Origin of the sequence: Cohnella luojiensis, from assembly GCF_004564235.1 — a bacterium.
In the GTDB taxonomy this organism is placed as follows: domain Bacteria; phylum Bacillota; class Bacilli; order Paenibacillales; family Paenibacillaceae; genus Cohnella; species Cohnella luojiensis.
The window spans coordinates 238,389-260,950 of record NZ_SOMN01000002.1 but is presented as its reverse complement, the minus strand read 5'-3'; the positions used below and the strand labels follow the sequence as shown (position 1 = coordinate 260,950).

General features: G+C 49.1%; 21 protein-coding genes. 8 read left to right on the top strand and 13 right to left on the bottom strand.

What is annotated here, in order from left to right; all coding sequences use genetic code 11:
* Nucleotides 1–17 precede the first annotated feature (17 nt).
* Together E2980_RS03175 and E2980_RS03170 are read right to left on the bottom strand one after the other, a co-directional pair.
* A complete protein-coding gene (locus E2980_RS03175) occupies nt 18–1,301 on the bottom strand; it encodes a metallophosphoesterase family protein (RefSeq protein ID WP_167746954.1) in 1,284 nt (427 codons plus the stop codon).
* 5 nt (nt 1,302–1,306) lie between these two features.
* Nucleotides 1,307–2,473 (bottom strand): glycosyltransferase family 4 protein, encoded by a 1,167-nt coding sequence (locus E2980_RS03170; protein ID WP_135150670.1) that lies wholly within the window; start codon nt 2,471–2,473, stop codon nt 1,307–1,309.
* Nucleotides 2,474–2,618: 145 nt separating this feature from the next.
* Here E2980_RS03170 and E2980_RS03165 point away from each other — a divergent pair, with 145 nt between their 5' ends.
* The 3 genes from E2980_RS03165 (at nt 2,619) to E2980_RS03155 (ending at nt 5,086) form a co-directional block, all read left to right on the top strand.
* Nucleotides 2,619–3,806: a GGDEF domain-containing protein gene (locus E2980_RS03165; protein WP_135150669.1), complete on the top strand. Its 1,188-nt coding sequence runs from the start codon at nt 2,619–2,621 to the stop codon at nt 3,804–3,806.
* 22 nt (nt 3,807–3,828) lie between these two features.
* A complete protein-coding gene (locus E2980_RS03160; RefSeq protein WP_135150668.1) occupies nt 3,829–4,779 on the top strand; it encodes a D-2-hydroxyacid dehydrogenase in 951 nt (316 codons plus the stop codon).
* 214 nt (nt 4,780–4,993) lie between these two features.
* Nucleotides 4,994–5,086 (top strand): sporulation protein YjcZ, encoded by a 93-nt coding sequence (locus E2980_RS03155; protein ID WP_106359402.1) that lies wholly within the window; start codon nt 4,994–4,996, stop codon nt 5,084–5,086.
* A gap of 96 nt (nt 5,087–5,182) precedes the next feature.
* On the opposite strand, the gene E2980_RS03150 is transcribed toward E2980_RS03155, so the two are convergent.
* Together E2980_RS03150 and E2980_RS03145 are read right to left on the bottom strand one after the other, a co-directional pair.
* The gene (locus tag E2980_RS03150; protein WP_135150667.1) at nt 5,183–5,974 is read right to left on the bottom strand and encodes a Cof-type HAD-IIB family hydrolase; all 792 of its coding nucleotides are present in this window, start codon (nt 5,972–5,974) and stop codon (nt 5,183–5,185) included.
* Nucleotides 5,971–6,813, bottom strand: coding sequence for a pseudouridine synthase (locus tag E2980_RS03145; protein WP_135150666.1), 843 nt, complete (start codon nt 6,811–6,813; stop codon nt 5,971–5,973). Before E2980_RS03145 ends, E2980_RS03150 begins: the two co-directional genes overlap by 4 nt.
* 150 nt (nt 6,814–6,963) lie before the next feature.
* Here E2980_RS03145 and E2980_RS03140 point away from each other — a divergent pair, with 150 nt between their 5' ends.
* The 4 genes from E2980_RS03140 (at nt 6,964) to E2980_RS03125 (ending at nt 9,360) form a co-directional block, all read left to right on the top strand.
* Entirely contained in the window at nt 6,964–7,467 is a 504-nt protein-coding gene (locus E2980_RS03140; protein WP_135150665.1) for a thioredoxin family protein, read from the top strand.
* Nucleotides 7,467–7,925, top strand: a complete 459-nt coding sequence (locus E2980_RS03135; RefSeq protein ID WP_135150664.1) for a PCYCGC motif-containing (lipo)protein — start codon at nt 7,467–7,469, stop codon at nt 7,923–7,925. Before E2980_RS03140 ends, E2980_RS03135 begins: the two co-directional genes overlap by 1 nt.
* 199 nt (nt 7,926–8,124) lie before the next feature.
* The gene (locus E2980_RS03130; RefSeq protein WP_135150663.1) at nt 8,125–8,745 is read left to right on the top strand and encodes a GNAT family N-acetyltransferase; all 621 of its coding nucleotides are present in this window, start codon (nt 8,125–8,127) and stop codon (nt 8,743–8,745) included.
* 66 nt (nt 8,746–8,811) lie between these two features.
* Entirely contained in the window at nt 8,812–9,360 is a 549-nt protein-coding gene (locus E2980_RS03125; protein WP_135150662.1) for a pyridoxamine 5'-phosphate oxidase family protein, read from the top strand.
* A gap of 154 nt (nt 9,361–9,514) precedes the next feature.
* Here E2980_RS03125 and E2980_RS03120 read toward each other — a convergent pair whose 3' ends face one another.
* From E2980_RS03120 to E2980_RS03110, 3 genes are read right to left on the bottom strand one after another with little or no spacing between them, the layout of a single operon-like run.
* Complete coding sequence (locus E2980_RS03120) at nt 9,515–9,949, bottom strand: DUF309 domain-containing protein (RefSeq protein WP_240702827.1); 435 nt, start codon at nt 9,947–9,949, stop codon at nt 9,515–9,517.
* Between the two features lies 1 nt (nt 9,950).
* Nucleotides 9,951–10,754, bottom strand: coding sequence for a GTP diphosphokinase (gene yjbM, locus E2980_RS03115; protein ID WP_135150661.1), 804 nt, complete (start codon nt 10,752–10,754; stop codon nt 9,951–9,953).
* Nucleotides 10,755–10,765: 11 nt separating this feature from the next.
* Nucleotides 10,766–11,860 (bottom strand): quinone-dependent dihydroorotate dehydrogenase, encoded by a 1,095-nt coding sequence (locus E2980_RS03110; RefSeq protein WP_205699912.1) that lies wholly within the window; start codon nt 11,858–11,860, stop codon nt 10,766–10,768.
* Nucleotides 11,861–12,109: 249 nt separating this feature from the next.
* Here E2980_RS03110 and E2980_RS24025 point away from each other — a divergent pair, with 249 nt between their 5' ends.
* Entirely contained in the window at nt 12,110–12,253 is a 144-nt protein-coding gene (locus E2980_RS24025) for a hypothetical protein (RefSeq protein ID WP_167746953.1), read from the top strand.
* Between the two features lie 16 nt (nt 12,254–12,269).
* Here the strand turns inward: E2980_RS24025 and E2980_RS03105 are convergent, their stop codons facing one another.
* The 6 genes from E2980_RS03105 to E2980_RS03080 form a co-directional block, all read right to left on the bottom strand.
* Nucleotides 12,270–13,739, bottom strand: coding sequence for a L,D-transpeptidase (locus tag E2980_RS03105; RefSeq protein WP_135150659.1), 1,470 nt, complete (start codon nt 13,737–13,739; stop codon nt 12,270–12,272).
* Between the two features lie 446 nt (nt 13,740–14,185).
* Nucleotides 14,186–15,760, bottom strand: coding sequence for a stalk domain-containing protein (locus E2980_RS03100; RefSeq protein WP_135150658.1), 1,575 nt, complete (start codon nt 15,758–15,760; stop codon nt 14,186–14,188).
* Nucleotides 15,761–15,788: 28 nt separating this feature from the next.
* Complete coding sequence (locus E2980_RS03095; RefSeq protein WP_135150657.1) at nt 15,789–18,782, bottom strand: FecR domain-containing protein; 2,994 nt, start codon at nt 18,780–18,782, stop codon at nt 15,789–15,791.
* 26 nt (nt 18,783–18,808) lie between these two features.
* Nucleotides 18,809–20,641, bottom strand: a complete 1,833-nt coding sequence (locus E2980_RS03090) for a CHASE2 domain-containing protein (protein WP_135150656.1) — start codon at nt 20,639–20,641, stop codon at nt 18,809–18,811.
* 185 nt (nt 20,642–20,826) lie between these two features.
* Complete coding sequence (locus E2980_RS03085) at nt 20,827–21,063, bottom strand: ferredoxin (RefSeq protein ID WP_120977421.1); 237 nt, start codon at nt 21,061–21,063, stop codon at nt 20,827–20,829.
* 123 nt (nt 21,064–21,186) lie between these two features.
* Entirely contained in the window at nt 21,187–22,479 is a 1,293-nt protein-coding gene (locus tag E2980_RS03080) for a DNA polymerase IV (protein ID WP_240702825.1), read from the bottom strand.
* Between the last annotated feature and the right edge of the window lie 83 nt (nt 22,480–22,562).

Genomic DNA, 22,562 nt, shown 5'->3' with positions numbered 1-22,562 from the left:
CCTCCGTTCCATGCTTCCTACCCTGCTTCTTCATCCCGCAGTAAAGACAGGGACAATTCCAAGGCTTGACGAATCCATTCCGCGCGTTCCTCGTGGCTTCTCGCGTCCAACCATTCCCTTATCCTCGGTTGTTTATGGAGAGCCTCCATTGCTTCTTCCAACAACTCTTTCGACATGTCCGGTCGATTCACGGCGGATAAACCGCGACGGATCAACTCGCCCATAAATCCTTCTTCCTCCGCAATCGCTTCAAGCCTCAACAAGCCACCCGTTCGGACGACGATCGATTCCGGCCAGACCCAAGCCTCCGTCTCTTCGGGAGCGCCCAGCGATTCCCTAAGATCCTCAACCCATTCCTCCGCGACGTTCGGCTGGAGCAGCCGTTCATGCATAACTCCCCGGCCTTCAAGCCGAACTCTTACGAGAGAAGGCCGTCCTTGGGCATCTTTTCTAGAGTCATCTAACGCCGACAATAACCGATTCTTCAGGTCTTGTTCTCGGTCGATCCCCTCGATCGATACGATGGTTTCCTGCCAAAGAACGTCCGCGATATCCCGAAAACTCATGTCAATTGAGCCGCTCTCCGATACCGATACGACATAGACGCCTTTGCCGCCCGTTTCGCGAATGCTGCGACCTTGTATATTCCCGGAATAGACGACATGAGGATACTCTCGAAGTATCCGACGGTCATGAACATGGCCGAGCGCCCAGTAGTGGAAACCAGCCGATGCCAGCTCGTCCAGCTTGCAAGGAGCATAGTTATCATGGGAAGGGTCCCCGTCAACGTTCGCATGCAATAACGCCAAATGAAAAGGCGCCCCCTCCCGTTTCATGAAGCGGAGCGCCAGATTATCCGTTACGGCCGGGGTTGGATAAGAGATCCCGTATACATGTGCCGCTAATTCGCCATTGCGCGAATAGGCTGGGCGGCATTCCACGCCGGCGGAACCGAATTCATGCACGCCTTGCGGCCAATCCAGCTTAGCCTGGCGGCCGCTCTCGGGATCGTGATTGCCGTGAACGACGAACACTTGAGTTCCCAGCGATGTGATCTCTTCCATGGCACGTTGCAGCCTTAACTGCGCGCGAAGGGAACGATCCGCGGCGTCGAATAGATCCCCCGCGAGGACTAGGAAATCCGCCTTCTCGCGCTTAACGATATCGCAAAGCCCTTGCAAAGCGGAGAAGGTCGATTCCCGTAATCGGTCGCGAACGGCATCCGGGACCTTTGTCAGCCCCTTAAATGGGCTATCCAAATGTAAATCGGCAGCATGCACGAAGGTAAAAGGAACTGTCACCTCGATCACGTCTCCTGTGTGTCTTTAGCTTGTTTGCTGCCTATGCCTTCACCGAATGATGTGTATATCCGTTTCAGCTCGCTGATAACCCGGTTAAGCGAATAGGTCTTCTTAGCCTTGTTCCAGCCTGCCCGTGCCATCTCATAACGGAAATGCGGATCGTTAATGACGGTTTCCAGCGCGTTAGCGAGAGCAATGGGATCCTCCGAAGGAACGAGCAAACCGTTCGTACCATCCTCGATCTGCTCCGCAATACCCCCTACATCCGTTCCAACCAAAGCTAATAGGCATAGCGCAGCTTCCGCGAATACCGAGCCGAAGGCCTCTGCCCGCGACGGCAGAACGAATACGTCAAAGAACGGAAGCAACTCCTCCGGGTGAAGCATATATCCGTAGAAAATCGTATCGTCATAGATGCCCAGCTTCTGAGACAATGTTTCAAGCTCTTCGCGGATCGGTCCGTCCCCTATAATATGAAGCACGAACTTGCCGTTTCTCTTGCGCAGCTCCGCGCAGGCGCGAAGCAAGATGTCCAGTCCCTTCGCGGGGACGAGGCGGCAAATGGTAACCAGCTGGGTGACCTCGTTCTCGTGCGGTACGGGCTTGAATCTTTTCTCGTCGTAGCCGTTGGGAATTACCACCGTGTTATCAGGTTCTTTCAAATAGGCGCCGATATATTGGGCAAACGACTTAGAAACCGTCATCAGCCGATCGGTCCGATGTTCCAATTCCCCATAGACAGAGGTTAGAAACCGATGTTCGAGTCCGCCTTCGGCAATTCGTCCGTTCAGGATAAGCTCCCGCTCGTAGCTGGAATGGACCGTCATAAGAACCGGCGTGTCCGGATAAATATGCTTCATCGCGAGCGCGGCAATCGGATGATGCGCATGAATGAGGTCGAAGCTCTGTCCGGTAAGACGCAGCTTAACCCACCAGATATAATCCTTGTACGTCTGGATATATTTGTCGACGATGGCATTTCCCGAATATTGTCGCCAGTCGAAGGTCGAGAATTCGATCTCGTCGTGTCCTTTGTTGCGGATTCGCTTCGGCAGCGAGAACATTTCCATTTCCCAGCCGATCTTGCGGAACCGTTCCCCGATGTAGGGTACCATGGACGAGACGCCTCCCGGTTGCTCCGGGGGGAAAAACAGCGCCTGTAAGATGTTCAAGGGCGATTCCTCCTCGCTTCTGACAATCTATGGTCAATGATTCTGTTTCTTGAAAGAATAATTTCTTCTCTTAGTCTCTCAGAAAATATGATATATTAGAAACATATGTTCTGCAAGTTACAACGTCTTCCTAAAGGAGCCAAGCATGTATCTCATTACGCTAACGCCCAACAATTTAGGACTCCTGTTCTCCTCCGCGATGGCCGTCGTAATCGTGTCGCTCATGCTCTTCATGTCTTATCGCCTTTATGGACGCAACCGAAAGCGGGCTTACCGTTCGCTGATCACATCCCTCGCGTTCATCCTGATTCACCATATGCTTCAGCTTATGATATCGCTCGAATTGACCCCTCCGTCCCCCGCGCTGGTATTTATCGGGAAGCTTCTACAAGTATATGCGTTTATCGTCATCAATTTCGCTGTTTTTGAACTCTACCATCGCAGGCGCCCAAGAACGCGGCTTTGGTTCTTCGGATTGCTCGTCACAGGGCTGTTAATCGCTATGGGAGACATCCTGCCGGGGGTTTCCGCGAATGATCGGGATTGGCTGAGCAGAATGCAAACCACTCCCGCTCTCGATACCTTCTTGCTGCTTCTGGGGCCTTTATTCGTTCTAATGTTCGCTCCCCACATCGGGCAGCCGCGTAAATACATGACAAGCCTTACGATTGCCTTCACGATGCAGCTTGCCGTTATGTCAGGTACCTATTGGGCGCCGGGTATTCAAATCTTCAAGACCATCGCAGGACTACTGCCGGTATTCTACTACATTTTATTATTCGCGTTGCTATTCGAGCGTGTCGTTGAAATCCTTCAATCCGTCTACAGGTCTTCCATTACGGACGGATTGACGAACCTCTATAACAGAAGATACTTCATGGGAAGATTGGAACAAGCGTTGCAAGCGGGACGTCCCGTCGGCGTTATTTTCTGCGATATCGATAATTTCAAGAAATTAAACGATACCCACGGGCACCATAAAGCCGATGGCGTTCTTAAGCAAGTATCCGCGTTGCTCATGGAGGAGACGGAAGGAGCTGGCCTCGCTGGCCGTTACGGCGGGGAGGAACTTGTGGCGTTCGTGATCGGGACTCCAATTGCGACCCTGCAGGCCGCCGAATCCATTCGATCCCGGACCGAGAAGGAGACGATCGTCACGATCAGCGTAGGCTTCAGCATCGCAGCGGAAGGCGATACTGCCGAATCGCTTATGAAGCAAGCGGACCAAGCGATGTACCATAGCAAGACCTCCGGTAAAAACCGGGTCACCGATTATGCAACGATTAAAGCGGCTGATGCGCCTGAAGCGGTCAAGCAACGCCGCGGAAGTTAATGTGAACCGAGGAGTGACTATCATGCGTACGATCCTGTTACTTTTCCAACTTAAACCGGAGCAAGAACGGCAGATCAGAGAACTCGTTCCCGATTGGACAATCGTCTCCGGCAGCTCCGAGAACTTAACGTCCGAACACTACAAGAACGCCGAGGTCGTGCTCGGCTGGGACTCAGACATGTTGGACGCTTTGAATTCGGGTTGCAAGCTGAAGTGGGTGCAAACGAGTTCTGCCGGCGTGGACCGGCTGCCGCTCGCTGCCTTCAAGAGCCTTGGCATACAGCTGACCAGCGCCAGCGGCATCCATCCCGTCTCCATGGCCGAGACGCTGTTCGCGATGCTGCTCGCCTTCAGCCGCAACTTACATCATGCCATTCGCAACCAAAGCGAGCACATATGGAAAGCGTCCGAGCGATACTATCAGCTATCCGGCAAAACAATGGGGATTATCGGAGTCGGAGTTATCGGGAAGGAGATCGCGCGAATTGCCGGCGCGTTCGGAATGAAAACGATCGGGGTCAGACGCGATCCGCAACCCGTACCCGGAGTTGACAAGATATACGCGATGGAGCAATTGGACGAGGTATTGTCGCAAAGCGACGTTATTGTTAACGTACTTCCTTATACGCGGGAAACGCATCACCTCTTTAACTCCGAACGGTTCGGAGCGATGCGTTCCGACGCTTTGTTCTTCAATATGGGGCGCGGTTCGTCGGTGGATACGGACGCGTTGGTTAATGCTTTGAAGAACGGCATCATCCGAGGTGCCGGTCTGGACGTCTTTGAGACGGAGCCCCTGCCCGGAGAACATCCCCTTTGGACGATGGATAACGTTATTATCACGCCTCATATCGGGGGTTGGACGGACCAATACAAACAAAGGGTAACGGACATTCTCCTGCACAACCTGCAAGCTTATTTGACCACGGGCAAGCCGGACCGAAATGTCGTGGATTACGAACGCAACTACTGATAACCGCAATTGGACCCTACGTCATCGGACCGTACGTCACTCCCTGCCGTTGGCCTGTATCCGCATATACCCAAAATCATTTGCCACGGGGTAAATGTCCAATCCGCCGACCGCCTTCTTCATACTATAAGTGTAGACCGAGGAGAGGGGCAGCGTACAAGGCGTAACCCGCTTCGGCATCCAACAAAACTTTCTTCATGAAGGAGGAGTTTGCATGTCTGGTGCAGTCGGCGGATACTATGCATCGGCAGCCTTCGTGCTGGTCTTGTTCATTCTGCTAGTCATCATCTTGCGCGCTGGTTACTGAGTACGGACAGGGGAGTAATGGCGTAATCCCCGAACCGTACGTGAAGCAAGTCGAGATTCCTCGGCTTGCTTTTTTTTCGCGTTTGCCCGGACAAACCTACGCTAAAACCCGTTGTTCGATAACCAAGGCAACGCCATCCTCGTTATTGGACAAGGTAACCTCGTTCGCCACCGCCTTGACTTCCGCAGGAGAGTTTTCCATGGCTACGCCCCAGCCCGCATAAACGATCATGCCCGTATCGTTATAATAATTCCCCATCGCTAGTATTTGCTCCCGAGGAATGCCTCTTCGTATGGCCAATTGCTCCAATGCTTTTCCTTTACTGGCATGAAAATGCTGGACATCGATGAAATTATCTCCGCTCCTGATCGTCTGCAGTTCATGGGGCCACTCCACCCACTCCGCTTCCATATCATCAAGAACAAGCTTCGGAGCGTAGATGGACAGCTTGACCATACGTTCGGGGAACGCCTCGTTCTTGTCTCGCATAATGGGGAGCGCCCTAAGATTTCTGTACATGGCCTCTGCATCCTCTTGCAGGTCTTCTACATACAAATCAAATGCCGTATTCATGTCAAAATGTATGCCCCGTTCGCGGCAGAAGTTCACGTAACGAATGGCCTGCTCCGTTGTAATCGAAGTATCATGGAGCACCTCGCGGGTCTCGCTGTCCACCACGGAGGCGCCGTTATGGGTTATCATTGTTCCCTTCAAGCCTAATTCTTCGAGCACGGGCAATGCGCTAGTCGAGCCCCGGCCCGTGCATAACACGATTTCCGCACCCTGCTCGGCTGCGGCTCGAACAGCTTGGCGAACCCGCGGAGTAACCTCATGATGATCGTTCAATAATGTGCCGTCAACGTCTAAAGCAATTAAACGAAAATTCATTCCAAACCATCCTTCCGATAATTGCGCAGGCTTTCCAATTCTTCTTCGGTCAGCTCCCGCCACTCGCCCGGAGCCAAGGTCGGGTCCAGTTTAAGCGGGCCCATGGAGATGCGGCGCAGGTAAAGCACCTTCTTGCCGACGGCTTCGAACATACGCTTCACCTGATGGAATTTCCCCTCATGAATCGTGAGCTCGATCCAGCAAAGGGTCTCGTGCGCGACTAGCTCCTCTTGCTGGGGAACGAGCTTCTTCGCGGACGTCATTTCCCCGGCAAACGCCTCTTCATCGGCAGTGGGAGCTCCTTCTCCATTGCTCTTGGCTAATACCTTGAGTTGTGCAGGCATGGTTACATACCCGTCATCCAACGTCACGCCTTGGAGAAAAGCATCTGCATCGTCCGCTCCAACCGCTCCGGCTACTAGCGCACGGTAGGTTTTAGGTACGTGCTTCCGGGGCGATAACAGTTCATGAGATAACTTCCCGTCGTTCGTGATGAGCAGCAGACCTTCCGTATCCTTGTCCAATCGTCCAACCGGAAACGGAGACAGAACAGTCAGATCCGCGTCCAGCAAATCGATAACCGTACGGTCCCTGTGGTCTTCCGTCGCCGACACTACGCCTGCCGGCTTATGCAGTAGTACGTATACGGTATCTCGGTACTGAATCTTTTCTCCGTCCAGCACGACCTCGTCCAAGTTTGGATTGATTTGCATGCCGTGATCCTTGACGGCGATGCCGTTTACGGTAACCGCTCCTTGCTTGATCAGCAGCTTAATCCCGCTTCTGGTGCCATATCCCAGGTTTCCTAACATTTTATCAAGTCGAATCGTTGCTTTCATTTGATGACCTACTTTCTAATGCGACAGTTTCATGTCATTCTCAATAACCCCGTGTTACTGACTAACCTTATCAGGTATAATGTAAGAGAGATACACGGACTTGTCCATGCTTTTACCTCTAAAAACCACGGTTAGATAGGAGTATTGCCAATGAACGCCAAAAAATTATCGATTTTCTTCGGAATCCTCGCTGTACTGATCGTTGCGCTTGTCGTATTGAATAACCTGAAGCCCGACACGGTTTACGGTAAACCTTCCGACGACCTGTACCCGGCTACGCGTGAAATTCTGAACGATCCTAACTATAACAATATCATGCTTCCCGACGAATTGGAGGAGAAGCTTACGAATAAGGAAAGCTTCTTCGTCTATTTCTTCGCTTCGGACTGCCCTCACTGCCGGGCAACGACGCCGCAATTAAAGCCGCTCGCGGACGAGCTCGGCATTAACCTCCACCAGTTCAACTTGCGCGAGTTCGATACGTATTTCGGTACAATGAACATCGAAGCCACTCCGACGATCGTGTATTTCAAAGACGGCGTGGAGAGCGACCGATTGAAGGGCGGCTTGAAGGAATCCGAAACGACCGATGGCTATTCGCTGGATGACTTCAAAGCATTCTTCGAGAAGCATAAACCGGAAGGTAACGATTGATGAAGGCCAAGTGGTTGCTCGCGCTTCCGGCGGCCGTTCTTGCTTGCGGAATCCTGTTAGTTGCTTGCGGCGGCGGAGGCTCGGACGAAAGCGAGCCTCATCGCCACGGCAACGAAAACTGGGAGCATGAGGCTTCTCTGGCCGACATGCCCTCCTTCCTGGACAAATACTCCGGCCGAACGAAGCATCTTTACTCTATTGTCGGAAAATACGAAGATATCATGCAGATGATCAACTGCTATTGCGGCTGCATGAAATACGAGGACGACCCTCATTCGTCGTTGTTGAGGTGCTACGTAGCAGGTAAGGACGATACAGGGGTCACATGGACGGATCACAGCGGCCAATGCGGCATTTGTACCGAGGAGCTCGCGAAGATCGAAGAGTGGAGCAAGGAAGGCAAAACGCCCGAGCAGATTAAACAGTTGATCGAAGACAACTTTAATCCGAACGCATAAGCTTGATTTTTGAATAACTAACAAAAGGGGTGCACCTTAAGCATTATGCTTTAGGTGCACCCCCTTTGTATTCTGCATTCATGTCAAGGATAAGTGGTCTAGTAAAAAGATAGTAAATTGGCACTTTTAATTTGTCGGTTCCCCTTGTATCCTATATTACTAATTACATGTACTCGTCAACAAAAAGGAGACAAAGCCGATGAAAGTTGAACCAGTTATTTTGCAAGGTGTAAGGATAACCCTTGTTCCCATGGAGGCATCTCATATCGCCCAGCTTTACGAAGCACTCAACGATCCGGAAATATGGACGTATTCCCCTCCGGTTATGCGAAGTATAGATGATATGAAAATCTATGTGGAGATAGCACTAGAGGAACGAGCTAGAGGAAATGCTATGCCTTTTGTTATTCTCGACAAGGAGACAGATCGTCTAGTAGGAACAACGAGGTTTGCTGACATTTCCACCGACCATAGACACCTGGAAATCGGGTGGACCGCTCTTGCCCGAGAAGTGTGGAGAACCCGCGTCAACACCGAGTGCAAATATCTGCTGCTACGACATTGTTTTGAGACCTTGGGTACGGTTCGCGTACAGCTTAAAGCCGATTCCCGCAACACCCGTTCATTAAGGGCCATGGAGCGCATTGGAGCTATTTCGGAAGGAATACTCCGAAGTCATCGAATTTTAGGCGATGGCTATATCAGAGACACGGCTTACTATAGCTTTATTGCTTCAGAATGGCCGGATGTTAAAACTAGGCTGGAAAACATGCTTGCCGATCGGACTTCGCTTAATCCAGCAAATCCGAGTATAATATAGGAGTTCGGACAGGTTGACGGGTTCATCCAGTGCATTCTATACCATTTAGTGAAGGTGATAAATACAATGTTTCCCATCCGCGTGCAGAGACGCACTTGTACCGATACCGGCAAAATTCAGCACTTTCTCGAAAATACCCGGACTGGATTTCTCGGCTTATCATCCGAAGATGTCCCCTATGTCATTCCACTCAATTTCGTTTGGCTGAACGACGCCGTCTATTTTCATGGAGCACAAGACGGGAGAAAAATCATTTACATCGAGCATAATCCTCTGGCCTGCTTTACCGTCAGCGAAGATTATGGGACCATCACGGATTTGGTACCCGCCAACACGGATACCGCCTATATGAGTGTCATCATCGAAGGAACCGTGATTCGCGTAACCGATATAAACGAGGCAACGGAAGCCATGCAAGCCATGCTGGACAAATATGTACCAGGCTATTATGATCGACCGCTCGCGCATAGTCATCTGGAACGATATGTTTCCTCCTTAGGCAGTAAAACAGCCGTCTATAAACTAACCGCAGATTCAGTGTCGGCCAAAGAGAACGAAGTGGCCCCAGCTCATATGTACTATGAAGGCAGGACCATTCATACCGACCGGGCGTAGCGGAACGAGGCACGCCGCTTACGATACTTGCATTCATAGCAGATACCAAACGGGACTAACCCGTCCGCTCGCGTCCTATAGTAGGAAGATGACTATGAGCATACATACCTGCTCGTACATCCTTTCGGTTATTGCCGGTCTTTTATTCCCATTCCTATTTTACTCGGCCATGGCTTTCTTCCCACTTCTCCGCAATCTGCAATGTCTCGTCGTGAATTTGCAGCTTGAAAGCTTGAAAAGAAGCATCCTTGCCAAAAAGCGTATTCAAGCTCGCCTTCAAATCCAGTTGCAATTGCCGTAAATCGAGTCCTACCACCGCATCCGCGTAACCGTCGAGCTTATCCAAGGCAGCCCTCATTAGCTTAGAAGCGCCGGACGGGTTTCCATTGTCCCAATGATGCAAGCCAACCGCCGCCTGCAATAACCCTTGAAGCAGAGGATTGCGGCCTTCTTCCAGCCACAACTCCTCCATCACCTCATGACACTGGAAATAGTCGCGATCCCGGTTAAAATGAGATAAATACGCCAAGTATCGGTCGTCTTTCATGATACCGGCCAATCTGTCTGCATTTTTCTTAGAGTCAGTCATCTTACGTGACTCCGCCCTTGCCCGCGCGGTCCAATGCCGCTTGAATTTCGTGCGAAAGCTCCTTCAGCCCCCATAAGTCGTCCTGCTCCCAGAGCTCGTTAACCCGGAGCTGGAATTGCGCCGCTTCCCTTACCCTGCGGAAAAAATAAAGCTCCTGTATCTGATTAAGCACCTTGCGCACGATGGCGGAGCTCTCTTCGAAATCCTGCTGGGCGTCGACGATTTCCTGCCGGATGCTCGACATTTCGGTATCGAGTTGAAACGCGGCCTCGGCGGCTTTGCGCAGTCTTTCTCTAACATGGGATGGCAGTTGATCGCGATATTTATAGTTAAGCGAGTGTTCGATCGTCGCCCAGAAATTCATCGCAAGCGTCCTGATTTGGATTTCAGCCAGTACGGGTTTCGAACCTAAAGACGTCTGGACGGGGTATTCCACGATTAAATGGTAGCTCCGATATCCGCTTTCCTTATAGTTCGTGATATAGTCCTTCTCATATACGAGCGTGAGATCCTTCCGTTGACGGATTAAATCCGCTACCCGGTAGATGTCGTCCACGAATTGGCACATGATGCGGATACCCGCGATGTCCTCGATACCGAGTTCGATACGTTCAAGGGGAACCGATAATCTTCTCGCTTTCTCCAAGACGCTCGATACCCGCTTCACCCGGCCGGTAACGAATTCGATCGGCGCGTACTCGTCTCTTGCCTTTAGTTCAGCGCGAAGAGCCTTTAGCTTTACCTTCAGCTCTTCAACCGCTTGCTCATAGGGAAGCAGGAACTTCCCCCAATCCCTTCCGTCCATCGAAATTCCTCCTAACGATGATCCGCTCCTACCGCTTGCGTAATGCGATTAAAACCATCTTGCTTAAGCCGTTTTAATAAACCCCCGTGTATTTCCTTAAGAAGACCTGGCCCCTTATAGATCATGGCCGTATAGACTTCGACTAAGCTGGCTCCCGCGCGGATTTTCTCATAGGCATCGTCAGCGGTGAAAATTCCGCCCGATCCGATGATCGGAAGCTTCCCATTCGTGATCTTGTACAGGCTGCGAATGATCTCCGTTGAGCGCCGGGTAAGCGGCCGCCCGCTAAGACCGCCGATTTCTCCCGCGCTCTTGTGCGTCAATCCGTCGCGGCTGACCGTCGTATTCGTCGCGATGATTCCCGACATCCCGCTTAACTGAATTGCTTCCGCCATATAGGCAAGCTGCTCCTCCGAATTGTCCGGAGCGATTTTCACAAGGATCGGCTTTGGCAATTCGCCATGCTTCTCGGCCTGATGCTTCATCTCGTCTTTTACCGCGTCTAGAAGGTTGCGCAATTCGTCCCCATGCTGCAATGCCCGTAAATCCGGCGTATTCGGAGAGCTGATGTTCACGACGAAAAAATCGCCGTAAGGAAACAGTTTCCGCACGCATGTCCGATAGTCGTCGGCTGCGTTCTCGTTCGGAGTCAGCTTGTTCTTGCCGATATTCACGGCCAAGGGAATCCTGCGGCGAGGAAGCTTGGCAAGCCGCTCCGCCATCGCGTCCGCGCCGTCATTGTTGAAGCCCATCCGGTTGATCAGCGCTTCGTCGGGAGGGAGCCTGAACAAGCGAGGCTGCTCGTTTCCTGCCTGTCCTAACGGCGTGACCGTACCTACTTCCATGAAGGATAAGCCTACGCTCGATAAACCGGCGACTGCTTTCGCGTTCTTATCCAAGCCTGCAGCCAAGCCGACGGGATGATTGAAATGAAGCCCGAACAAATCAACCGCGAGTTCGGGAGAAGCTTTCGTTCCCCAGACCGCGGAAAGCAGGGAGGACATCCCCGGGATTTTCGCAGCGGTGCCCATTCCGTCCACGATCAAGTGGTGCGCTGCTTCAGGATCCATTTTGAACAGGAAGGGTTTGGCCATTTGGTACAACAATGAATTCGACATCCTTTCGCGAACCGGTACGATAGAATTAATGGACTAAAGAAAACCTTTCGGGTAACAGTTTAGCCTTTTCCAAGGGAAAAGAAAAGGGCAGACCGCCCGGAAGGTCGACATTGGTCTCGCAAAGTCGTAATACGCGATTTCTGACGTTCTGCTCACGGCGGCTTGTCTGGTATTTCGCCGAGAAAACGATTACAATGGAGTGAGATCGCGAATCATATGATAGAGAGGTTGATACTCATGAGCACAGCCAAAAAGAAACCACCCATCACGTCACGCCCGAAGCAAAAGGAACAGGTAAACAAGAAGGCGCTTATTTGGATTGGGGTGGCTTTTGGAGTAATCGTAGTGGTCATGGCTTTGCTGCTTGCGTTCAATGTTTAATCCCATAGCAATCGTTCTAGTTTAACCAGTCATAGACTTTACGGGGGTTTGTCTCGATCTGCGCGCTCGGCAACCGGAAGCGTTCGGGTGGCGCGCGCAGCTCGTCGGGCAAGCTCCCTTTTGTTATCGTGACCGGCGTTCCCATAGGAACCAAATCGTACAGCTCCTCGATATCTTCCTTCTTCATTCTGATGCACCCCAAGGATTCGTCTTTGCCCATGCTATCCGGCTCGTCGGTTCCATGTATGCCATATCGGGTGTCCGACAAGGTCATCCCTCGGCTTCCGAATACCCCGTCGCTGCTCCCGTTCGGGTCGCGTACCTTCTCCGTGATGACGAACTTCCCTTCCGGGGTTTTGCTTCCGCCCAAACCAACCTCATAGTTGCGCAAAATCACATTTCCGCTAACTACGGCCAGCCTGTGGTTATCTTTGTCGACGATAATCGCCAGCGGTTGCTCGGAGAGCGGGGATAGCTGCCCTTTTGGCGTTCCGTGTCCGGTATTCGGCCCCGTTTTCTCCGGCCATCCTATCGTCTGCGGAATTTTACCGTCTTTTTTGTCTTCGAGCACACCCTTCAGCTCATCGAACCACGGAGTCATGCTCTCCGACCATCCCGCAATAATATTGTCCGGATAATCGGCGGCTAACGATTCCGGCGTATCAGGCCAACTGCCCTTTGTTTCCTTGTAACGGAGGATTGCCGAGCGCAACGCGATCTTCTCCTCCTGGATTGGCTTCCAGTTCTGTATTAGCTTCTGGGTGGCGATTGCATCCTCGGGCTTGCAATCGCACCATTTCGGATCGTACCATTGCAGCCCAGCCGTCCCTGACTCCTGGTCCGATGCAATGGATGCGATCGGCTTCCCGCTTTTCACCCAATCGTCCCATTTACCTAGCTTAGGCGTTTCCACAAGCAGCCTTGGCTGCCGGGAAGGGTTAAGCGTCAATAGCGAACCTAACACGCCGCGTCCCTGTTCATTCGGGTCCGAAGCGCCTGCGACTTGATCCGGCGGAATAATATTCGATGGCAAAGAAATTGCTGGTTGTTGTCCTGTCGTTCCTTTGCTTGGTGATGGTGATTGCGCAGTCCCTTCATATGCAGTCGTATCGCTAGGAGATGGTTCGCTCAAGTCAGGGACTAATTCTTTAAGAGCGATGACCGCTCCGCCAACGAGAATTAGAGGGATAAGTACCGTTAACAGCCATCTCCAACGATTTCCGCCCTTCTTTGAAGAATCCCCGCTTGGCAAGCTAGGTGCCGGCTTGGATTCGAACGCCTCGTAGATCTCTCCCGCTTGCGCGTAGCAATACGTGGCCTTAGTCGTATCCCCGCGTCCCTCGTACTCCTTGCCGAGCAAATACCAAGCCATCCGGCTGTCTTCATGCTTCAACAGGTAATCCTTAAGCGGCAAGGCATCCCCCACATTTGGAACGTTATCATAAAAGTGCTGTATCTGCTCGTCAATGCGCGATTCCTTGCTCATGGTTCACCTCTGTATATGGGTATCAAGTTTGCTCAGGTTATTTTCAAAGATAACGTACCGTGACCAGCCGCGCGGAAGAGATTTAGTTGTAAAATATACATTAAGAAACTCAGATTCCCTGTTGTTAGATCAACTACGTGCATAATGTACACTTAGTTTCCGGCTAAACTCCGATAGTTGGCTAATTGTCTTCAACTAACTGCATGTTTTGCAATTAGATTTGAAAATGATGCCAGTTCCTTGAGACTAACTGACTATTTTACACTAAGATTTGTAAACGGAGGCGGAGTGGCGGGGTTTTGGTAGCAGCATGGATATCCCCGATAGCCATTTTCTATTATTATCGGTGAACATGGGAATGTAGTTAAGAGTCAGAAGACCCCTCCTTCGGATTTCTCCGATAGAAGGGGTCTATGCACCTCTAAATCATGTTGTCCTGGAGTAGATTAAAATGTTTTATTCCGAATGACTACGACATTGGCGGCTGCATCCCATTGGATGTCCAAGTTACTCTCGGAAGCGAAGAACCGAACAGGGATGAATAGGCGATTATTCACGACGATTGCCGTCGCGTTTAAGGATAACGTTTCAGATTTTCCTTTCAACGTTTTTACGACTTTGTTGGAACCTTTGACAATGGCATACACTGCCTCGCCTTTGATCAGTTTCCCGTTTCCTGTTTTCTTATCGAATTCAACGGTGTAACCAAGCGTTTCTCCCACGCTGCGAAGCGGAAGTAGAACGGCGTTCGATTTTAGTTGAGCTGGAACGTCCGAAGGCACGAGGTTTCCGTCATACACGACGGAAATAACGGATGTTTGCAAATTTGCAGGCTTGGCGTATTTTTGAAGAACGCGGACCTTGTTGCCGAATTCGTCAACGATGACAAGGCGGCCATCGGCCAGCACGGTAACGTCCGTTGGGTGATTGAATTGAGCTGACCCGATTACGCCATCTTCCTTTCCGAACTCTGTTGGAATTCCGGCTAGGGTAGAAACTTTGCCGTCTTTGAGGATTCGGATCGCATGGTTCAGGCTGTCCGCGATGATTAAGGAACCATCAGCGGTTATAGTCAATCCTTCCGGTGCGTTCAATCGAGAATCCGTTGATGTTCCGTCTACATAATCGCCTGCGACATAAACGGCTTGCTTGGCGTAAGTACCGCCGCCTGCAACCGTGGAAACCGTACCCGCCGCGAAATCGATGTAACGAATTCGTTGGTTACCGCGATCGCTAACATAGAGGTTTCCTTTGCTATCGAGGGCAAGTCCGCTTGGTTCGTTGAATTTCGCGGAAGCGATCGGTCCATCTTGGAAATCCCCCGTCGTTTCGACTGCACCTGGGAAATATTCCACGATTCTAGTAGATGGAGCGTTCAAGGTTGTTACCGTGCCATCAACCGTTACTTTTCGTATGACATTGTTCAACGTATCTGCTACATACACGTTACCTTGACTATCAACGGAAACATCGGATGGATTGTAAAATGAGGCTTTAGCCCCTACTCCGTCAGTAAGTCCAAGGTTCCCGTTGCCGGCAAGCGTTGTTACTTTACCGTCTTTGGATATTTTGCGAATCGCATGATTGTTGGAATCCGCGACGAATACATTGCCTTGCGCATCGATCGCTAAGCCGGAAGGCTGATCAAAAGCCGCCTTTGCCAACTCGTCGTCGTTATATCCGCCGAGAGGCAGCTCCGTTTCTGCATCTTCACCCAGATCAATTCCCGTGTAAGCTGAAACCTTATCGATGGATACGGCGCGAAGAAAATGATTAGAGCTATCGGAAACTAGCAATCTACCATCCGGTAAAGATACTGCTGATTTAGGATGGAAGAAGGTAGCCTCGGCTAGAGAACCGTTTCCGTGACCAAGTTCGGACTTGCCGGTCCATGTTCGGACTTCGTAGAGCTTGGGGGACTGGGTCCAGTCAGTATTGGATGCTGCGAAAGATACCGTTGGTAAAGTAAGTATTATAATGCTGACAGAAGCAAGAAGAATTTTTTTCGCAATTCTTTTCATACGTTATGTCTCCTTCATCGGATTGAATTTATGCCGTTCCTTCTAAACATAAAATATTAAGTGTAAATTCTTCATCATTTAAAGTAATTGGGTTTTTAATAATAATGGAAAATGTATTGATGCCGGTTTTTAGATCCAACGGGAATACAGCACCTTCGGGCTCAACTTCAGCAATTCCGTTCAAAACCGTTACAAAACGATTATCTGTACCTAAGGACAAATATGTTGAATATGTCGCCGAAGATACCGTTATTGTATTGCCATCCACTTCTTTCTCACCAACAATAGTTGAAATATTCATTAATTCTGCTTGGCCTGAGTCCCCATAAGTCACAATTAATTCATAAGGTTTCGTTTCAGTATCCTCTGTAATCTCCATTTCAAAAACATTGACGCCTTCTTCAAGACCTGATATCTCATACGCCCCAGCTGAAGATAATGGAACTTCGATGTTATCCTTAAATATTTGTGCGGCTACGTTTTCTTCAGTATCAATATAGAATTTTATACTATCACTATAAACTTTACTGTAATACCTATTGAGACCGTTGACTTTTTGCCAATAGACATCTAAATAAGAAGGGTTATTATCAATACTCCAAGTCGCGATTCCTCGAGGAATTCGAACCACTTCGAACGAAATATATATAAATTCTTCCATTTCTAAGCCACTTACATCTCCGAAATAAGCCGAGAACAATGAATTTCCTGGTAATAACGGAATAACAATATTACCATTGCTATTAGGCAGATAATTCGTGTCACTATATGAAACCGAATGAATCATCATGTAAGATAGTTCATTATTAGCTAAAGTAATACTTGTTGCATCTTCCGGAACATAAATAACTTGATCTTGATATCCCTCATACGCAGGCTCGTATTCTACAACGTTATTAACGTTATCAGTAATAATTAAAGGATTATATTCATAAATAGGAGCAAATCCATTAATTAACCAGAGATTCATTGAGTAAATAACACTGGCTCCTGAAAATAATTTCAGTTGCAATTGAATATAACCTTCAGGTAAGTTTTCAATAGTTTTTGTTGTATCGTTTGTTGTCCACGTAATAGTCCTGCTTGCATGATCTGCGTCCTCGTAAGTCATTTCCGCTTTCGAAATTTCTGAATTGAATTCCAAGTCAAAATCCATGGATGGAAACACAACGCTATCACTTATTACGTTCAAATCATACGCATACTTGTCTAGCCCCGTTACTACCCAATCAAATAAATGATCTTCATTATTTCCATCCGTTACCTTAGCATTCCAACTGATTAACCCTTCTGGTGCAGCGCTTCTGTTAACCGTAATAGTATATACTGTTGAAGTTGGAGGTTCAGGCGTTTCCCCCGAAGCAATAGGAATAGAGGTTTCCTGAAGATTAGCTGTATAGATTTTTATGCTATTTTCACCTATTGAAAGAGGAACCACATAACCACTTGAATAGTATTCATCAAAATATACAGAACAATAATTTTCCACTTCTGAATAGCATTCTGTTTCATTTCCTGTTAGATACTCTACTTTATATACTTCTTTTCCTGAAATCACGTTTCTTTTAATGAGAGCAAAACTCGTGCTCATAGTCGTATCAAAAGAATAGCTTAGAGTAGATGGATTAAAGGTAAATTCCCTTTTCGTCCAGGAATATGTGGCCGGATTGCTAAAATACAAACCGAAAGGCTTCATGTCAATGACTTCACCGCCACCCGACCCCGAATTTTGGCCCACGCTAGGCCTCGGACTAGCCGTCTGCTCCTTAAGCTCCTCTTCCCGCTTCTTGCTTTCTTCTTCGAACCGCTTCTTCTCGAGCTCGTCGAGCTGACGCTCATACTCTTCTTTCGCCTTTTTTAAGGCTTCTTCTTGCGCTTTTTTATTCGCTTCTTCTATTTTCTTCTTCTCTTCCACTAGCTTTTTCAACAATTCATTCTGCTTGCGAATCAAGTCTTCTTGTTCTTTTTCTTTCTTTACTCTGTCTGCTTTTTCTTTCTCTAGCAGCTTGATTAGATCTTGCTTTTTCTTTTCATTATCGGTTAATTCAGGAGGTACGATCTTGTCGAGGTCGAGTTTCTTCGTAAGCGTCTCGTTCGCTTTGTCGATGAGTTTCTGCAGCTCGTCTTTATCGACTTTATTCTCTTTAATTGCATTATTAATGATATTGCCGATGAGGTTATCCAGGTTCCTAGTGATTCTATTTAGGTCTTCCAACGTTTTGATACCTTCATAACGACCCGATATCTCGTCGATTATTTCTGGTCTATCGCTATCGAGTTTTTCTCTCTGCTTTTTGATGAACTCATCGTTTTCCTTGTCGATGGATTCTTTCGACTTAATGATTGCTTCGATGACATTCGGAGATGCGTTCTCCATGATATCTCCAATATCGATTGGAATGATCTCGTCTTGGAACTTATCCGTCTCCTCGCGATCATCTATCGTAATTTGTTGGTTCGGGAAGATATAGATGTCTTGGGAATTCTTCTTTTCGTTCTTAGGAGTAATTTTGCCTATGCCCGATACGATTACCAGTTTCGCATCGCCCGTTATCGGGTCGACGGTCATGTACAAATTCGTCCCCCGAACGCCCATGATTGCCGTTGGCGTCTCAAGCGTAAATTGATCTTCCTCGTTCTTGATCGATTTGACGTTAGACCATACGGAGCCTTTCAGCATGCTGACTTTCGTAGTCGTTCCTTTGCTGTCGGACAGCTTCGAGAAGGTCAGGGTCGTGTTGGAGGAGACGGCCATCTGGTCGTCTTCCGACGTACCGTTAGCGAATTGCAGGACTGTGGAACCGCCGGTTCCAACCGCCAGAATATCTCCTTCATTCAGGCTCATCTTCGTGAAAGCCGTGAACTCTTTGGAACCTCCGGATTTCTTGACTTTAGCGGTGCCCTTAAGCTCTTTGATCACGGCTACGCGCGACGAAGCGGCCGAAGTTTCTTTCGCAAGCACGCCGAGCAATGGCAGCGCAACTAACAACGCTGCAATGAATTGAAACGTAAACTTTCTCATCTTTCATTTCTCCCTTCAACTATTGCCTATATTGACTCAATTGGTCCGAGAACCTCGTAAACCCTTATTGGATGCGACTTTCCTTTGAACATGCGGTCTTCACCTTCATCGAAGCGGAAGGAGTCCTTCGTTTTCTCGTAGACTTGCTCGGAGACGTGTACCTGTCCCTTCTTCGTCTGCGATTCGATCCTCGCGGCAATATTCACGTTATCGCCGATCGCCGTATAGTCGACCCGCAGATAGGAGCCGATGTTTCCAACGACGACATTACCCGTATGAATGCCAATCCCGACGTTGACCTCGCATTGATATTTCTCCATGATCTCGTCCCGGATCTTGTTCATGCCTTGCTGAATTTCATATGCCGTCTTTACGGCCATCCGTTCATGTTCTATAACCTCAAGCGGAGCATTAAACAAAATCATTGCGGCATCCCCGATAAACTTGTCGATCGTGCCTTCATTGCGGAGCGTCGTCTCGGTGATCATATTGAACATCGTATTGAGCGTATCTACCAATTCAGGAGGCGTAAGCTTCTCGGACAGCGGAGTAAAGCCGCGGATGTCCAAGAATAGGATCGTAATCAGCTTCAAGTCTCCGCCCAGCTTAATCTCGATGTCCTGAGCGACGATCTGCTTTACGAGATCCGGAGAGATATATCGTCCGAACTGGCGGGTAACGAAACTCTTCTGAGCACTGTCCATATAAGACTTGAGCGAGACGTTGGTTAAATAAGCAAGCATCATAGCAAGAAGCGTATAGACAGTGTTCGTATGTAAAGAGGACGATTGATAGATAGCGTACTGGCCATAGAGAACTCCCGAAAATACGGCCAAGAAAATCAAGATCGAGTAGATATTCTTTAATCTCCATGGAAGATAAACGAACAGAACGAACAGCAGCAGCGCCAAGATGATTTCAGACCAATTGGGCGAATAAGAAACCGCGCTTCCCTTGAGCAATTGATTCGTAATGTTCGCATGCGCGTAAATGAGCTTAATGCTTTTCTCGATTGGAGTGACCCCGGTATCCTGACCGCCATCGCTTGACAATCCTACGGCCGTGAAGCCGACGAATACGATCGCATCCTTAAACCAATCGGCAGGAATGGCGCCTTCCAACACGTCAATGAACGATACCGTTTGAAAATCGTCGGTAGTAAGCTCGTAATCGATCGTAATCGTGTTCATCGCGACGTTCTCTTTCGTTTTCTTCGGATCGGTCCTGTTATCGTATATACTTAGATCCGCACCAGCCATTTCAGCTGCTTTGTAAGCTAGAGAAGGAATAATCTCGCCATCCGGGCCTTGAATCTTAAGCCAAGTCTGACGGATAACTCCATCCGGGCTGACCGCCCGATTAATATGCGCCTGCTGAACTAGTTCAGCGAATTGCTCATAGGGCAATAATATTGAATTCGCCTTAAGCAGTTCGTCTCTCTTGGCAATGGATGTACTGAATACATCCGTCATATTCCCGACTACGGGTAAGATGACGTTAGGATATGTCGCCAATGCCTCGGCGAAAGCCATATCGCTATCCGGACTATCGCTTTGCTCGCTGAACACGATATCGAACGCGATAGCCTTCGGTATGTTTCCTGCTTGGTTCAGGTTCACCAGAAAAGGAGCGTAAACCGCCCTATCCCACGGAAATCTACCTAGCGCGTCCAATGAAGCATCATCCACCGTCACCACGACGATTCGAGGATCCGGCTGGTTATCCGCGGCTTTCTTCATATTAAAGTCAAACAGCAGATTATCGATCCTTTGAAGAGAATGAGAGTTATAGATGATAAAAACAGCAACCAGCAGCAACGCATTCAGTACGATGGCAATTCTCTTAATTCGTTCCTTCAAACTTGATCCCGCCCACCTCTATGTAAATGATTCCAATTACCTTCATTATAGCGTAGTCAATAGGTTCTTTGTTGAATTTTGTCCAAAAAATGACTTTTATGACGAATGCCACGAAAGTCATAACAAAAAAGCCCTTCTCTAGGCATAATTACCTAGAAAAAGGGCCTTATTTATTCCAATATTTGTTACATATTGAATTTGCTGTCCGCGACCTTGATGGAGTCCGTAGGACAACCGTCGGCAGCGTCTTGCAGATCGTCGTATAGATCCTCGGGAATTTCGGTGTTGCCATGATTGCCGTCGCTTCCGTAAATCGTTTCCGCGAGGCCTTCATCGTCATAATCATAAATGTCAGGAGCCGTTGCGCCGCATGCGCCACAAGCAATACAGGTGTCTTTATCCACGTAAGTGTACTTAGCCATGAGATAACCTCCTAAATATCGATCCGAGTCGATTACAAAAAAGTAGTTCACTACTGTTCAATATAATACAAAACAAGGCCAAGATCAAACGAATTTGCAGAACAAACCCTACGTATCGCGTAGTTAATAATCATTCTCACCATCGGCCGATTTTTCCCGCAAAAAATCCTTCTGAAGCGACGTTCCCCTTATCTTCTTGTTTCGAATAAGCGTTGAAGGGTCATCTCCCAACATCCCGGCGGTCAATATTGCGTCTTCGCCGTATTTGTCCCTTAACGAATCCAAGGCGGATACGAGTTTATCCTTCCGAGGTTTCTCTTCATAAGAAAACAAATCCAATTGCAAAGGCGTATCTTCCTTTGGCGATAATCCTTGCAACGTGATGCCGAGCAGACGAACGGGGTTGCCTTCCTTCCAGTGATCATCCATTAATCCGCAGGCAATCCGATATACGTCTTCAATCGTATCCGTCGGAATGGCTAACGTCGAGGACCTGGTAATCGTGCGCATATCCGGATCCCTGATCGTGATCTGAACGGTTGTGCCCACCATCCGTTGGTGCCTGAGTCTTCTAGTCGTCTGATCCGCAAGATTGAGCAACACTCTTCTATATTGCTCCCGCTCCGTCAGATCCGCCGGCAAGGTCGTCGTATGCCCGATCGATTTGGGAGCATCGTGGAGCGGCACGACGGGAGCGTCATCTATGCCGTTCGCCGCCTGCTTCATCCATGCGCCATATACGCCGAAACGCTCCGTTAGTACTTTTTCGTCAGCCGCCGCAAGCTCTCCGATTGTCCGAATATTTAGCCGTAATAGTTTGTCCGCGGTCTTTGAACCGATTCCGTACAAAGTTTGGCAAGGCTTGCCCCAAAGCAATTCGGGCATCTCTCGCCTTCGAAGAATCGTTATCGCATTAGGCTTGCGCATATCGGATGCCATCTTTGCTAGCAGTTTATTAGGCGCTATTCCGATGGAACATGGCAAGGAGAGCTCTTCCTTCACCCTTCTGGCAATCGTTTCAGCGATTTCTACAGGCGATCCGAATTGAGAGCTTCCCGTAATATCCAGAAAGCATTCATCGATCGATACGGCTTCAACAAGCGGCGTATAGTTACCGGCAATGCGAAGAAATCCTCGGCTATATTTGCGATATAGATCGAAGTTCGGGGAGATCAGGATCAATTCCGGGCAGACGGTCAGCGCTTGGCGAACCGTAATACCCGTACGAACTCCCATGGCTCGAGCCTCGTAGGAACTCGTAACGACGATGCCTTTGCGTAACTCGACGCTCCCCGCTACGGCGGTCGGCTTGCCTTTATAGATTTCCGGTTCTTCGGCGGCATGAACAGAGCAGTAGAACGCGTTCATATCGATATGCAGGATAATGCGTCGTTTGCTCGCGCCTTGATCAGCCATGTCCATCCCCCTTATCGTTGTTTCCTATTATACATAGGTATGGAATGCGCCTGCAACGGACGTTTACTCTCTACATTTCATGC